The sequence below is a fragment of the Massilia atriviolacea genome, assembly GCF_003953935.1.
In the GTDB taxonomy this organism is placed as follows: domain Bacteria; phylum Pseudomonadota; class Gammaproteobacteria; order Burkholderiales; family Burkholderiaceae_D; genus Telluria_A; species Telluria_A atriviolacea.
On sequence record NZ_RXLQ01000001.1, the window covers coordinates 254,772 to 269,733 of the forward strand.

Consider the following 14,962-nt stretch of genomic DNA (forward strand, 5'->3'; position numbering starts at 1 on the left):
GATTACAGGCGGCAATTGGCATGCATATTCGCGCTTATCTGTTCCTGATGGCCGCCGGCATCCTGGTGCCGGTGATCGTGTTCGCCGGACTGGCCTTGGGCATGCTGCAAAACGCCGAGCGCGACGCGGCCTTGCGCGGGCTCAGGGAAAGCGCGAACAGCATCGCCTTGCTGGTCGACCGCGAACTCTACAGCGCCGAAGCGGGCTTGCGCGTGCTGGGCGGCTCGCCTTCGCTGGCCGACGGCGACCTGAAGGCGTTTTACGCCCAGGCGCGGCGCGCCAACCGCGGCAGCACCGGCTGGACCGTCCTGCTCGACGCCCAGGGCCAGCAACTGATCAATACGCTGCTTCCCTACGGCAGCGAATTGCCCAAGCCCCATGCCAGCGGCCTGGTGCAGCACGTCATCGCCACCCAGAAAACCTTCGTCTCGGATGTGATTCCGGGCCCGGTGTTCAAGGGACTGGTCACCACGGTGACGGTGCCGGTGCCGCTCGACGACGGCAAGCGCTTTGTCCTGACGGTGGCGTTTTCGACCGACCATTTCACGCGCCTGATCGCCAGCGTCGACGTGCCGCCCGGCTGGGTGGTCGGGATCATCGACAGCGAGGGCCGCTTCATCGCGCGCAGCCAGAATCCGGGCGCCCTGGTCGGCAGGCAGGCGCGCCCGGAACTGATTGCGGCCGCCGCCCGCGCGCACAGCGGCCAGATCCGCCATAACACCCTGGAAGGCACCGAAGCCTACGACGTGTTCACCCATTCGGGTTTGTCGGGCTGGACCCTGGCCGTGGCCGCGCCGGTCGAGCTGATCGAACGCTCGGCGCGCCACGCTTCCTTCGTCGCCGCCATGGGGCTGCTGGCGGCGATGCTGTGCGCGGCCGCGCTGGCCGCGTATTTCGGCGGGCAGCACGTGCGCTCGATCGGACGCGCGGTCAAGGCCGCCACCGAGCTGGGGGCCGGCCAGTCGCCCAAGCCGGTGCGCTCGCGCGTGGTCGAGATGAACGCCTTGCACGCGGCCCTGCACGCGGCGGGCGAACAGATGCTGCAGGCCCAGGCCTACCGGCGCCACGCCGAGGCCGAGCGCCAGGCCCTGCTCGACGGCGAAATGAAGGCGCGCCGCATGGCCGAACAGCAGAACAGCGCCAAGGACCAGTTCCTGGCCATGCTCGGCCACGAGCTGCGCAATCCGCTGGCGCCGATCAGCACCGCCGCCCAGTTGCTGCGCCTGCAGCCGGGCGACGCGCGCCGGGTGCGCTACGCCAGCGACGTGATCTCGCGCCAGGTCGATCACATGAACAGCCTGCTGGGCGACATGCTCGACGTCTCGCGCGTGACGCGCGGCCTGGTCACCCTGAGCCTGGAAGACATCGAACTCGACACGGTCATCGAGCGCGCGCTGGAACAGACCCACAGCCTGGTCGAGTCGGCGCACCACAAGGTCGAGCTCAGGCTGCCGCCGACCCCGATCCGCCTGCGCGGCGACCAGACCCGGCTGGTCCAGATCTTCGCCAACCTGCTCAATAATGCCGCCAAGTACACCCCGCCCAACGGGCGCATCGCCATCGATGCGCGCCTGGAGGGCGAGCACGTGGTGGTGGTGGTCAGCGACAGCGGCGAAGGGCTGGCCCCGGAACTGGCGCCGCGCGTGTTCGACCTGTTCTCGCAGGGCGAGCGCACGCCGGACCGGGCCCAGGGCGGACTCGGGCTGGGACTGGCGCTGGTGCGCAGCCTGGTCGAGCTGCACGGCGGCAAGGTCACGGCCGCCAGCCCGGGACCGGGGCAGGGCAGCAGCTTCACCGTGACCCTGCCGTGCGAGCCCAAGGCCGGCGGCCCGGTCCCGCCGCGGCGCCGGCGCGGCGACGTGTCCGGCCCCTCGCTGCGCGTGATGATCGTGGACGACAATGTGGACGGGGCGATCAGCCTGTCGCTGTTCCTGGAAGCGGCCGGCGGCCACAACGTCTGCACCTATTACGACGCCGGCGCCGCCCTGGCCTGGGCCGTGTCGGAGGCGCCGGACGCCTTCATCCTCGACATCGGCCTGCCCGACATGACCGGCTACGAGCTGGCGCGCCGCCTGCGCGCCATGCCCGAGTTCGCCGACGCCCTGTTCATCGCCCTGACCGGCTACGGCCAGCCGCAAGACCAGCAGCTGGCGCGCGACGCCGGCTTCGACCATCACCTGGCCAAGCCGGCCGATCCGCAGTACGTGCTCGAACTGCTGCGCCTGCCGCGCCAGGCGGCCGGACGCGGGAATGCCCAGCGCCAGGCTTAAATTTGCTACCATGTCGCCTCATTAGCCACCGACCCGTCTTCCCATGCCCAAAAACAAGCGTCCCGTCCCCCGCAAATCCGCCGTCCCGCCGCAGGAGGACGACGATGTGCTGGCCCAGCAACTGGCCGACCTGGCGCTGGCCGTCGCCGCCGGCGAGGGCGAGGGCGAGGGCGAGGGCGAGGGCGACAATGGCGCCGACGCCGCGACCGCCGCGCGCGACCTCGAATTGGCTCGCCTGGTGCGCAACGCCATGCGCAAGAAGAACGACGACGTCCTGTACGGCGCCATCGAGCGTGCGCGCTACAGCGACGCGCTGGCCTACCGCCTGCTGCGCGAGCGCATCGAAGAGGCGGCCGGCACGGTGACGCTGCGGCGCGACAGCGGCCCGGAAATGGAAATCGACGCCTTCGCGCTGCCGGTCTTCGTCCACAGCACGGGCGGGCTGAAGGAAGCCGACGGCTTCAACGACGGCGAGGCCTTCGACGCGCTGGTCGCCAGCATCAAGCAGGGCGGCCTGGAAAGCCCCGACGCGACGGTGGTGATGATCAGCCACGCCTACGACCTCGACGAAGTCGACGCCATCACCTACAGCCACCTGAACGACATGGTGCGCGACGCGGCCGGCTCGATGACCGAGAAAAAACTGGTGGCGCGCCCGGCCCTGGAACGCAGCATGAGCGGCTGGGCCGCGACCCATTTCGGCCCGGCCGACACGGCGGTCGAACTGCGCTTCCTGCTCGGTTTCGCGATGAAGCGCGTGGACGACCCGTTTTACGCGGCCCCGGAGGACGACGCCGCGGCCGACGCCTATTTCGAGGCGCGCATGGCGCGTTACCGCGCCTGGACCGTGCAGGCCGGGCCGCTGGTCAAGCGCTGCCTGGCGCGCGACCCGGCGGCGCTGGAATTGCACTTCCTGTACCAGGACCTGTTCTACGGCGCCAAGGAGCAGGGCGTGGCCGAACTGGCCATGCTGCAGATGATCAGCGACGTCAACGCGGCGCTGGAAGAGGGCGGGGTGGCGGCGGCCGAGGTGCGCGCCGTGATCGGCCCGGCCGCCGTGGAAGACGAGGTGGTGATGCGGGTCAACCTGAGCGATCCGGCCGGCGTCCTGCTGGCCTCGCTGGAAAAACCGCTCGACGTGGCGGCCGACCTGCAGGGTGAGCTCGACGATGTGTGCGATGCGCTGGCCGCGCTGGGGATCGTCTCGATGTGGGTGGCGGCGCGCTTCGGCGAGGATGGCCAGCCGCTGGAAGCGACGCTCTACCAGGCCTGAGCCGGCGCCCGCCGGCCGATCAGTTGCGCCTGGCGTTGGCGAGGAAGGCCCAGGCCACCAGCATCACCACCATCCCGCTCAGGGTCAGGCAGGCGCAGGTGAAGAACCAGGCCGGCCACAGGCTGGCCTGCATGGCGCGCTCGAACAGGCAGCCCATGCCGAAGCCGAACAGGGTCAGCACCGACCAGCGCCGCAGGTAGACCGGAAAGTAGCGGCACATGCGGCGGTTGTGTTGCAGCGCCGCATGGCGTTCGAACGCATTGCGCGCCGCGCCGACGTCGGCGAACAGCCAGTCGAAGAACAGGAAGCGATACCAGAGCGTGAGGAAGGGCAGTTCGCCGTCGGCGCCTTGCTCGGTGGTGGGCGTATCTGCCATGGCGGGACCTTTGGTGGATGATGGACTATAACCCCATCCTTGCCGCGGCGGTGCGCGCCAGCTCACGGGGTCAGCGGACGCGGCTTGCCGACCCAGTATCCCTGCGCAAAATCGACCCCGATCGCTTTCAGGCTGGCCAGGATGGCCGAGTCGCTCACGTATTCGGCGATGGTCTTGCGCCCCATCATGTGGCTGATGTCGTTGGTGAAGCGCACCATTTCAAAATCGACCTGGCTGGACGACATCATCTGGATGAAGGAGCCGTCGATCTTGATGAAATCGACCGGCAGCTGTTTCAGATACGAGAACGAGGTCATGCCGGTGCCGAAATCGTCGAGCGAAAAGCGGCAGCCGCGCGCCGACAGCGCTTCGATGAAGGAAATCGTCTTTTGCATGTCGGCAATTGCACCGTTCTCGGTGATTTCGAAGCACAGCTTGGCGGCCGGTACCTCGGACGCGTCGATCAGCTCGGCCGCGAATTTGTGGAAGCTGGGGTCGCCCAGCGAGCGGCGCGACAGGTTGATGCTGCACATTTCCAGCGTTTCCATGTGCTCGGGGTTGCTCGCCAGCCATTCCAGTGTGCGCGTCAGCACCCAGCGGTCGATCTTGACGATCACATCGTAGCGCTCGGCGGCCGGGAGGAAGATGCCCGGGCCGATCGGCCCGTTGCGGCCGTTGCGCATGCGCAACAGGATTTCGTAGTGGCGCGGGGCCTCGCCATCGTCGAGCGCCAGGATCGGCTGGTAGTACAGCTGCAGCTGCTCGTTCTGGAAGGCGTGCGTCAGGCGCGTGACCCAGTGCATGTCGCTGCGCCGCTGGGCAAAGTCGAGGTCGCCCTTGTAATGCACGTAGATGCGGTTGCGCCCGCGGTCCTTGGCGATGTAGCAGGCGTGGTCGGCGCGCCGCATGGCTTCTTCGACATCGATGGTGCCGCCGTCGATCGGGGTCAGGCCGATCGACACGCCGAGCTGGAACACGCGCCCCTTGCAGACGTAGCGGAAGGTGCGGGTGGCGTCGAGGATCTTGTGCGCCACCGCCAGCGCTTCGTCGACGTCGCAATGCTCGACGATGAGGGCGAATTCGTCGCCGCCGATGCGCGCCAGGGTGTCGCGCTCGCGCACGTGCTCGCTGTAGGTGGCGGCCAGGCGCTTGAGCAGCTCGTCGCCGGCCTGGTGCCCGCAGGTATCGTTGACCACCTTGAACTGGTCCAGGTCCATGTACAGCAGGGCCGCGCAGGCGCCGCCGGGATGCTGCGCGCGTTCGATGGTGCGCTGCAGGCGCACTTCGAACTCGCGCCGGTTGACCAGGCCGGTGAGCGCGTCGTGGCTGGCTTCGAAACCGAGGCGGCGCAGCAGGCGCTTCGATTCTGTGACGTCGTGCATGATCAGCACCGCGCCGATCAGCTCGCCACTATCGAGGATCACCGGCGCCACCGCGTTCTCGACCGCGAAGCGGGCGCCGTCCTGCGCGATCAGGGTGGCGTGCGGCAAGCCGGCGCAGGTCCGGTGCTGGGACAGGCAGTGCTCGATGGCGGCGAAGGTGGCGTCGGCGGCGGCGCGCTCCTCGATCTGCAGCACGTCGCGCAGGCGCTGCCCGCGCGCGGCCGCTTCGGGCACGCCGATCATGCGTTCGGCGGCCGGGTTGACGCTCATGACGATGCCGCCGGGATCGGCCGTCACCACGCCGTCGGTGAGCGCCGCCAGGGTCACCAGCGCGCGTTCCTTTTCGGCGGCGGCCGACAATTCCATGTGCTTGAGCTTGCTGACGTCGTGCAGCACGGCGATGGCGACCCGCGCCACGCCGTCGCTGTCGACGATGGCGGCGGTGGTCACGTCGAGGTGCAGGCGCGCGCCGTCGCCGCGCTCGTAGATCAGGGTGTCGGTGCGCGCCACGTCCTGGCCGCGCACGGCGCGCGTGAGCGGCAGGTTTTCCGAGGCGATGCGCTCGCCCTTGGCGTCGACGAACACGTACTGGCGGTAGTCGAGGTAGCTGTCGACCCCGGAAAAGTCGCGCCCCATCATGCCGGCGGCGGCGCGGTTCTGGTAGGTCAGGCGGCCCGAGGGCACCTCGGCCAGCACCACGCCCGAGGGCATCTGCTCGAGGATGTCGGAAAAGCGCGCGCGTTCCTGGCGCAACTGCGACAGCAGGACCTCCTTTTCCTGCTCGGCCGCCTTGAGGCTGTCGATGCCGACGCAGGCGCCGAGCAACTGCATCGGCCCGTGCTCGATGTCGCGGTGCCAGTTGGCGCGCAGGAAGAACCACTGGCCGCGGCCGTCGCTGCGCAGGAAGCGCAGTTCGGTTTCGAGCGGCGCCGTCAGCGGATCGCTGCGCGTGTCTTCCAGCAGCGTGCGAAAGCGCGCCCGATCGTCCGGGTGCACGTAGGCGAGGCAGGCGTCGAAGTCGAGTTCGCGCGGCGCGCCGTCGTAGCCGAGCAGTTCGAGCAGCTGGCGCGACAGGTCGACCTTGCCGCTGCCGACATCCCATTTCCAGGTGCCGGCCTGGGCCGCGCGCAGGATCAGGTCGATTTCCTGCTTTTCCTTTTCGCAAGACTCAAGCAGCTTGTGGTGGGTCATGTCCATGGTGATCTTGGAAAAGCCGAGGAGTTGCCTGTCCTCGCCGCGCAGGGCGGTGAGGGCGATATGGGCCCAGAACAGGCTGCCGTCCTTGCGCTTGCGCCAGGTTTCCTCGCTGTAGAAGCCGTCCTCGGCGGCCTTGCCCAGGTTATGCTGGGGCCAGCCGCGCGCGCGGTCCTGGTCGGTGTACAGTAGCGAGAGATGGCTGCCGATCGCCTCGTCGGCGGTATAGCCCTTCATGTCCTGCGCGCCGGCGTTCCACACGGTAATATAGCCATCGGGATCCATCAGGAAAACGGCCACGTCGCGGATGCCGACCACCATCAGGCGGTACAGCTCGGCGGCTTCGTGCCGAGGCAATGTGGACGCGAGGAAACGTTCGGGCATGCGCAACCCCCACCTGTGATTGGTGCAAAAGGTCTTGGAGGGAAGCGAAATGGGTGAAGTTCCCCGAATCTGCAAATATTTTTTAGTTCTTGCACAATTGACTTTTTTTCATTGTCGGCCTACATTGCGCTCCTGACCTGGGCGATCGCCACGAGGCACATCGGACACCCCCATGCTCAACGAGAACAGCACGCCCAAGGCCAAGATCAACATCCTGCTGGTGGACGACCAGGACGCCAACCTGCGGGTGCTCGAAGCGGTGCTGGCCGAGCTCGACGAAGTGCTGGTCAGCGTGTCCTCGGGCGAACAGGCGCTGCGCGAACTGCTGGTGCGCGATTTCGCCGTGGTGCTGATGGACGTGCAGATGCCGACCATGAGCGGCTTCGAGGCGGCCGGGCTGATCCGCAGCCACCCGCGTTCGCGCGCCGTGCCGATCATCTTCCTGACCGCCGCCGGCGACGAGCGCGCCCTGGTCGAACAGGCGTATGCCCTGGGCGCGGTCGATTACCTGAGCAAACCGATCAGTCCGGTGATCCTGCGCGCCAAGGTGGCGGTGTTCATCGACCTCTACCGCAAGACCGCCGAGATCGCCCTGCACGCGCAAGCGACGCACCTGGCGGCACTGCGCACGCGCGACGAGCGGATCCGCCTGATTCTCGACAACACCCGCGATTACGCCTTCATCGGCACCGATACCGACGGCATCGTCACCGAATGGGAAGGCGGCGCCGAAACCATCACGGGCTGGTTCGCGGCCAGGGCCTGCGGCCAGCCGAGCGCGATCATCTTCACCCCCGAAGACCGCGCCGCCGGCGTGCCCGGGCGCGAAATGCGGACCGCGCGCGAGACCGGGCGGGCCGACGACAAGCGCTGGCACGTGCGCCGCGACGGCACCCGCTTCTTTGCGGACGGCGTGATGGTGCCGCTGTGGGACGATGGCGGCAAGCTGCGCGGCTACGCCAAGATTTTCCGCGACGCGACCACCGAGCGCCTGGCCGCCGAGCAGCTCGAAATGTCCGAACTGCAACTGGGCGAATCGCGCCAGCGATCGCAGCGCGCCGAAGAGGGCATGCGGCGCCTGGCGGCGGTGGCGGCGCAGTCGTCCGACTTCATCGGGATCGCCAGTTCGGAGGCGCGCGCCAGCTACGTCAACCCGGCCGGGCGGCGCCTGGCGGGGCTGGCGCCCGACGCCGCGCTGGGCGAGCAGCGCATCGGCGACTTTTTTTCGCCCGACTGCCAGGCGTTCGTGGAGGCGGTGGTGCTGCCCGCCATGCGCGGCGCGCAGGCGCGCTGGGAAGGCGAACTGCACATCCGCAATTTTTCCACCGGCGCCATCCTGCCGGTGTATTACAAGGGCTTCGCGGTGTTCGACGATGACGGCCAGAATATCGGCCTGGCCTCGATCATGCGCGACATTACGGCGCAAAAACAGGCCGAAAACGACTTGCGCCGGGTCGCGGCCGACCTGGCCGAGGCGGACCGCCGCAAATCCGAATTCCTGGCCACCCTGGCGCACGAGCTGCGTAACCCGCTGGCGCCGATCCGTACCGGGCTCGACCTGATCCGCATGCCGGCCGGCAGCCGCGACATGGGCCGGGTGCACGACATGATGGACCGCCAGCTCGGCCACCTGATCCACCTGGTCAACGACCTGCTGGACGTGGCGCGCATCACGCGCGGCAAGATCGAACTGCGGCGCGAAGCGAGCGACGTCGCCACCCTGGTCGCGATGGCGGTCGAAACCAGCATGGCGGCCCTGAACGCGGGCGGCCACACGCTCGCCATCGAGGTGGCCGGGGAAGCGCTGCCGCTCGACGTCGACGTCACCCGCATCGTGCAGGTGCTCAGCAACCTGCTCAACAACGCCGCCAAATACACCCCGGCCGGCGGGCGCATCGTGCTGCGCGCCGCGCGCGACGGCGCCGAGGTGCTGCTGTCGGTGGGCGACAGCGGGGTGGGCATTGCTCCCGACGACATGGGCACCCTGTTCGATATGTTTACCCAGGTCGGGCGCAACCTCGACCGCTCCCAGGGCGGGCTGGGCATCGGCCTGTCGCTGGTGCGCCGCCTGGTCGAATTGCACGGCGGCAGCGTCAGCGCCGCCAGCGCCGGGCGCGACCAGGGCAGCACGTTCACCGTGCGCCTGCCGCTGCGCCCGGACGGTGCGGCAGCCGCGCCCGCGCCGCACGCCGGCGCCGAGGGCGCGGCCGGCGCCGCCTTGCGGGTGCTGGTGGTGGACGATAACGTGGACGCCGGCGACACCCTCTCGACCCTGCTCGAAGCGCTCGGCCACAGCACCCGCGTGGCGCTCGACGGCGAACGGGGGCTGGTGCTGGCGGCCGAGTTCCGCCCGCACCTGGCCTTTCTCGACATCGGCCTGCCCGGCATGAGCGGCCACCAGCTGGCGCGCGCGATCCGCGCCAGCGCCGAGCTGGACGGCATGCTGCTGGTGGCCCTGACCGGCTGGGGCGCGCGTGCCGACGTGGCGATGTCGCGGCAGGCCGGCTTCGACCGCCACCTGACCAAGCCGGTCGACATCGGCGCCCTCTCCATGGTGCTGGACGCGGCCGTGCGCGGCGGGGCGCTGTCATGAGCGCGCCGAAGCGCGTGCAGACGGTGTCGTGCGGCACCCTGGTGGTCAATCCGGCCTCGCAATTGCTTCTGTGCCACGTCACGAATACGCCGAGCTGGGACATTCCGAAAGGCATGCTCGATCCCGGCGAAACCCCGCTGCAAGCGGCCATGCGCGAACTGCGCGAGGAAGCGGGGATCGGCTTTGCGCCCGAACGCTTCGAGGACCTGGGCGAGTTCGCCTACCGCAGCGACAAGCGCCTGCACCTGTTCCGGGTGCGCTCGGGCGACGAGCTGGACAGCCTGGCGCACCTGGTGTGCACCAGTTTCTTTGCGCATCCGCTGAGCGGGCAGCCGACCCCGGAAACCGACGCTTTCCGCTGGGCGGCGCGCGGCGAACTGACGCGCCTGTGCTGGCCGCGCATGGGCAAGCTGCTGGTCGGGCTGGACTGGTAAAGCCTCAGGCGAGGGCCCTGGCGAGGCGCTGCGCGTGCTCGGCCATCAGGCCGGACACGGCCGCCAGGTCGACCGGCTTGGTCAGGTGCAGGTCGAAGCCGGCCGCGCGGCTGCGCGCGCGGTCTTCGCCGCTGCCCCAGCCGGTCAGGGCCACCAGTAGGACGCCGGCGTGCCGGCCATCCTGGCGCAGGGCGCGCGCCAGCTGGTAGCCATCCATGCCGGGCATGCCGATATCGAGCAACATCACTTGCGGGCGCAGCCGGGCCGCCATGGCCAGCGCGGCGGCGCCGTCGTTGGCCACGGCGGCCTCATGGCCGATCAGGCCCAGCAATTCGGCCAGGGTGGCGGCGGCGTCCACGTTATCGTCGACCACCATCACGCGCAGGGCGGCCTCGGCGCCGGCGTCGGGCGCGTCGGCCCGGGCGGGCGCGGCGGCCGGCGCGCCGGGCGGGGCCAGCGGCAGGCGCACGCTGAACACGCTGCCCTTGTCCAGGCCCGCGCTGGCGGCGCCGACGCTGCCGCCGTGCTGCTCGGCCAGGCTGCGCACCAGCGACAGGCCGATGCCCAGCCCGCCCGAGCGGTGCGCGCTCCGTCCGACCTGGGTAAACATGTCGAACACCGCCGCCAGCTGGTCGGGCGCGATGCCGATCCCGTTGTCGGTCACCGACAGCAGCAGGTCGGCGCCTTCCTGGCGCGCGGCCAGGCTGATGCGTCCCCCCTGCGGGGTGTACCTGGCGGCATTGTTGAGCAGGTTGTTGAGGATCTGGCGCACCCGGGTCGGGTCGGCGTACAGGGCCAGCGGCTCGGTGGGCAGGTCCACGCGCAGCTGGTGGCCGCTTGCCTCGATCAGGGGACGGCTGGTCTCGACCGCGTCGGCCACCACCTGCTGCACGCTGGTCCACTCGGGCTTGAGCGCGATCCGGCCGCGCGTGATGCGCGCCACGTCGAGCAGGTCGTCGACCAGCGCCACCAGGTGGTCGAGCTGGCGGTCCATGATGTCCTGCACGCGCGCGGCGACCCGGGTGTCGCTTCCGTTCAGGCGCATCACCTGCAAGCCGCTGCGGATCGGCGCCAGCGGATTGCGCAGCTCGTGCGCCAGGGTGGCCAGGAACTCGGTCTTGCGGCGGTCGGCCTCGGACAGGTCGGCCGCCAGGCGGCGCAACTCGGCATCGGCGGCGACGCGCTCGCTGATGTCGGTAAACAGCACCGCCACCAGCCGGCTGCCGGGGCCGCCCACGCGGGTGGCGTACACGTCGAACCAGCGCCCCATGGCGCGCGCCTCGTCGATCAGGCGCACCGGCTCGCCGCTGGTGGCGACCTGGCCGTACAGGGAAAACCAGTGGCTGTCGTGGCCCGGCACCAGTTCGAGCACGGTCTTGCCGACCGCGTCGACCAGGCCCGTGTGCTTGACGAAGGCCGGGTTGAGCTCGATGAAGCGGTAGTCGTACGCGGTCTCGCCCTCGAACAGCACTTCGATGATGCACACCCCGGTATCGAGCGAATCGAACAGGGTGCGGTAGCGTTCCTCGCTGGCGCCGAGCCGGGCTTCGGCCTGTTTCTGGCGCGTGATGTCGATCACCACGCCGCGCAGGTGCTGGCCGGCGCCGGCCTGGTGGGACACCAGCTGGCCGCGCGCGATCACGTGATGGTACAGGCCGTCGCTGCCGCGCACCCGGTATTCGACATCGTAGGACTGGCCGCTGGCGAGCGCCGCGTCGATATGGGCGGTGGTGTGGACCAGGTCGTCCGGGTGGATCGCGTTCAGGTAGTGCTGCACCGGGCCGCCGGCGGCGACCTCGGGCGGGACGTTGAACAGGCGCGCCATGGCGGCGTCGGCGGTCACGCTGTCGGCCGAGACATCCCAGGTCCAGGTGGCCAGTTCGGCGGCGGCCAGGGTGATTTCGAGGCGGGCGCGGGCGTCGCGCAGCTCGTTGTCGCTCTGGCGCTGGCGCGTGGCGGCCTGGCGCGCCTCGATCAGGAAATCGATCTTGGCCCTGAGCGCCGCCGGCAGTACCGGACTGGACAGCACATCGATGGCGCCGGCGGCGTATGCCTGGGCGAACGGGAAGGCGGGATCGCCTTCGGCCGCGACGGCGATCAGGGGAATGCCGGCCAGGCCGGGTGCGGCGCGCAGGCGCCGCACCAGTTCGATGGCGGCGGTGGCATCGGCGCTGGCGGCGCTGGCGGCGCTGGAACCCGCAGCGACGAGGATCAGCGCCAGTTCCGCGCTGGCGCTATGGCCTGCGGCGGCGTTGGCGTCGAGCCGCAGGGGCGCATGGCCCGACTCGCTCAAGAGATGCGCCAATGCCTCGCTGGCGGCATCGTGCTGGTCGACCAGCAAAATGCGCGCGGAAACGCTCGCCCTCATCGTGCGATCCGCTCCGTGGCGAAGGTGATATCGGGAGCGGAGAATGTCGGCATCAAGTGCATGTGGGTGGAGGAGGTCGGATTGTCAATGTAGGGGCTCGGCCACCGAAAGTCAATCGAACGCACCCTTCTGTGGCGGGTCAACAGCACGCCTGCGCACAAGCGCCGCGCTGCCCCCGCCGGGCGGGCCGGGCTGGCAGCGCCGCCAGCGCGACAGTTGGCGCCATGCCGATTACCTGGTGGACTTGTTGCGGGGTAAATTACGGGAAACAATCGCCCACAGGATCAGGCAGTAGGAGAGCAGGCGCAGCAAAAAGTGGAAGGGCGAGTCTTCGCTCATGCCCGGGGTCAGGCTCACATAGATGCGGTGTCCGCCTTCGATCAGGAAGGACAGCGCGAAATACAGGAAGAAACGGTCGCCCGAAGTGCGCCAGAAGCGCAGGAAGAACAGTCCGATCACCAGCGAGCCCATGGCGCCCGCACCGGCCAGCAGCAAATCCATCGCCTATTCCTTCTCGTAGACCAGGCCGTACAACAGCAGGGCGACCGACATCAGCGCCGTCACCAGGCGCAGGGTCAGCAGATCGACCTGGGGGAAGACCAGCTTGTCGAGCACCAGGATCAGGTTGTTCAGGGTCATGCCGCAAAAGCACAGGCCGCTCCAGAACAGCAGGCGGTGCCGGGTGCGGGCGTAGCTGGCCAGTAACAGCCAGGCGCAGGCAAGCGCGGTGAGCATGCAAAGGCCATAAATCGCTGCCGCCATTACGCGTCCTTTCGCCAGGTGAACGCGTCGGCGAACTGCTGCGCCTTGCGTTCGAGTTTCGAATGAATCAGATGGGTCACGTCGACCAGGCGCCGCGCGTACAGCTCGGCCAGCGCATCGATCACCTGGCCCAGCGCCGCCGTGGCCGGCTGGTAGCGGAACACCGGCTCGCCATTCTCGTGGCGCAGGGCGACCGTCATCCCCGCGCGCGCCAGGTCGGCCAGCAGGCTCGCGGCCAGCTTGTCGCCGATGTACAGCCGCTCGGCCACCTTGTGCACGGGCCAGTCCTGGTCCGCGCTGCCGCGCAAAAGCAGCAGCGCCTCCAGGTGGGGCACGGAGGCAATGCTCGTCAGCACGAAACGACGCAGCTCTTCGGGAATCGGTTGGGGCACCATGATGTACAAGAATCCATTGCGCCAAGCAAAGCCAACGCGGTCCAAAACGCGTATTCTAGTCGATTTTGCTTATCAAGCATGCATCATTGTTATGGATTGACGTTTCAGTGTGTCATGACAGCAAGCGCCGACGCCGGAAACAGCAGGCCGCGCCCCAGCTGCGCCGCGCTCAGCGCCGCCAGCGCCATCAGCAGCACGCCCATGGCGCGCGCCAGCACGGTGGCGGCGCCTGGCCGCTGTTCCAGCCAGCGCCCGGCGCCCCCGCCCAGCCAGGCCAGCGCGCCGTACACGCCGGCCTGGGTCAGGGCCGTGATCGCACCGAGCAGCGCGGCCTGGGCCCACAGCGGCTCGGGACCGGGCTTCAGGAATTGCGGAAAGATGGCCAGCATGAACAGATAGGCTTTCGGATTGAGCAGGCTGGTGACGAGGGCGCGCAGGAAGGTGGCGCCGGCGCCGCAGGCGCGCTGCGGCAGGCGCTGGGCAAACTGGCTGGTGCTGCGCAGGAAGCGCCAGCCGATCCAGGCCGTGTAGAGGGCGCCGGCGGCGAGCATCGCATCGAACAGGGGCGGCCACAGGCGCAGCACTGCCGCCGCGCCCAGCGCGCCCATGGCCAGGTGGCAAACGCCGCCGCTGACGATGCCGGCCACGGCCGCCAGGCCGGCGCGCCGTCCGCCCAGCACGGCGCTGCCCATGACGAAGGCCATGTCCAGGCCGGGCAGGGCGATGATGCCGAACACCACCACGAAGTACAGCCACAGGTTGGCGTCATCGCTCATGCCGCCGCCCTCGTGCAGGCGTAGGCGGGGGCGGTCACGCTGGCCGCGCTGATCCAGCGCAGGCGCGCGTGGCGGCAGGGATCGAGCACCAGCACCTCGGCCGGAGCCGCCAGCAGGCCGCGCGCGGCCAATGCGGCGGCGGCGCCGTCCAGGGCCGGACGCAGGTCGGCCAGGGCCGCATCGTCGCGCACCACGCCGAGCCAGACCAGGGCTGCGCCGGGCGCGCCCGGCTGTCCATCGTGCGTGGCCAGGATGCCCGCTTCGATCACCCCGCGCCCATGGTAGGCGGCAAAGCGCGCCTCGGCTGCGCGCGCGCACGCAGCCAGCAGGCCCTGCCGTACGTGCAGGATGTGCGCAACCACGATGCCCTGGGCATCGCTGGCGAGCGTCGGCAGGGCGAGCCCGCTGCCCGGATGCAGTGCCCGGAGCAGCAGGACCGCGTCGCCCGCGGCCGGCAGCCGGGCCTGCGCATCGAAGGCCCGGCCGATGGCCGAGCGCGCCGCGCCGCTGCGGAAACCGCGCAGCCAGGCCACGCCATCGGGCCGGTCGCGCTCGCAAAAATGGCCGATCGCCACGCCGCCCAGCTGCTCGAAGGCCGGCGCGAAGGCCTCGTCGAAGCGGCGCGCCAGCTCCGCACGCTCCTCGCGCGCGGCCGTGTAGCGGCGCAGTTCGATGACGGGGCAGGCGTCGTTGGATACAACGGTGTTCATGGTGGCTCCTTGCTTGGTGATGAAACATCGACAAGTGTTAGCCTA

At 69.4% G+C, this 14,962-nt stretch carries 12 protein-coding genes; 4 read left to right on the forward strand and 8 right to left on the reverse strand.

The features are described 5' to 3' along the window. Positions 1-20: 20 nt before the first annotated feature. Together EJB06_RS01080 and EJB06_RS01085 are read left to right on the forward strand one after the other, a co-directional pair. Positions 21-2,270 (forward strand): hybrid sensor histidine kinase/response regulator, encoded by a 2,250-nt coding sequence (locus EJB06_RS01080; RefSeq protein WP_126072147.1) that lies wholly within the window; start codon positions 21-23, stop codon positions 2,268-2,270. Positions 2,271-2,313: 43 nt separating this feature from the next. Continuing rightward, a complete protein-coding gene (locus tag EJB06_RS01085; protein ID WP_126072148.1) occupies positions 2,314-3,543 on the forward strand; it encodes a hypothetical protein in 1,230 nt (409 codons plus the stop codon). A 19-nt stretch (positions 3,544-3,562) separates the two neighbouring features. On the opposite strand, the gene EJB06_RS01090 is transcribed toward EJB06_RS01085, so the two are convergent. After that, entirely contained in the window at positions 3,563-3,919 is a 357-nt protein-coding gene (locus EJB06_RS01090; protein ID WP_126072149.1) for a hypothetical protein, read from the reverse strand. 62 nt (positions 3,920-3,981) lie between these two features. Continuing rightward, complete coding sequence (locus EJB06_RS01095; protein ID WP_126072150.1) at positions 3,982-6,879, reverse strand: bifunctional diguanylate cyclase/phosphodiesterase; 2,898 nt, start codon at positions 6,877-6,879, stop codon at positions 3,982-3,984. A gap of 172 nt (positions 6,880-7,051) precedes the next feature. On the opposite strand from EJB06_RS01095, the gene EJB06_RS01100 reads away from it, so the two are divergent. After that, positions 7,052-9,472 (forward strand): hybrid sensor histidine kinase/response regulator, encoded by a 2,421-nt coding sequence (locus EJB06_RS01100; RefSeq protein WP_126072151.1) that lies wholly within the window; start codon positions 7,052-7,054, stop codon positions 9,470-9,472. Further along, entirely contained in the window at positions 9,469-9,906 is a 438-nt protein-coding gene (locus EJB06_RS01105; protein ID WP_126072152.1) for an NUDIX hydrolase, read from the forward strand. The genes EJB06_RS01100 and EJB06_RS01105 overlap by 4 nt, the downstream gene beginning before the upstream one ends. Positions 9,907-9,910: 4 nt before the next feature. On the opposite strand, the gene EJB06_RS01110 is transcribed toward EJB06_RS01105, so the two are convergent. The 6 genes from EJB06_RS01110 to EJB06_RS01135 all read right to left on the reverse strand — a co-directional run bounded on the left by EJB06_RS01110 (position 9,911) and on the right by EJB06_RS01135 (position 14,917). Beyond that, positions 9,911-12,274, reverse strand: a complete 2,364-nt coding sequence (locus tag EJB06_RS01110; RefSeq protein ID WP_126072153.1) for an ATP-binding protein — start codon at positions 12,272-12,274, stop codon at positions 9,911-9,913. Positions 12,275-12,505: 231 nt separating this feature from the next. Further along, entirely contained in the window at positions 12,506-12,775 is a 270-nt protein-coding gene (locus EJB06_RS01115) for a DUF5985 family protein (RefSeq protein ID WP_126072154.1), read from the reverse strand. A gap of 3 nt (positions 12,776-12,778) precedes the next feature. Beyond that, entirely contained in the window at positions 12,779-13,036 is a 258-nt protein-coding gene (locus EJB06_RS01120) for a DUF5985 family protein (RefSeq protein ID WP_126072155.1), read from the reverse strand. Continuing rightward, the gene (locus EJB06_RS01125) at positions 13,036-13,431 is read right to left on the reverse strand and encodes a hypothetical protein (RefSeq protein ID WP_126072156.1); all 396 of its coding nucleotides are present in this window, start codon (positions 13,429-13,431) and stop codon (positions 13,036-13,038) included. Before EJB06_RS01125 ends, EJB06_RS01120 begins: the two co-directional genes overlap by 1 nt. A gap of 104 nt (positions 13,432-13,535) precedes the next feature. Next, entirely contained in the window at positions 13,536-14,207 is a 672-nt protein-coding gene (locus EJB06_RS01130) for a LysE family translocator (RefSeq protein ID WP_126072157.1), read from the reverse strand. Further along, a complete protein-coding gene (locus tag EJB06_RS01135) occupies positions 14,204-14,917 on the reverse strand; it encodes an NIPSNAP family protein (protein ID WP_126072158.1) in 714 nt (237 codons plus the stop codon). Before EJB06_RS01135 ends, EJB06_RS01130 begins: the two co-directional genes overlap by 4 nt. Between the last annotated feature and the right edge of the window lie 45 nt (positions 14,918-14,962).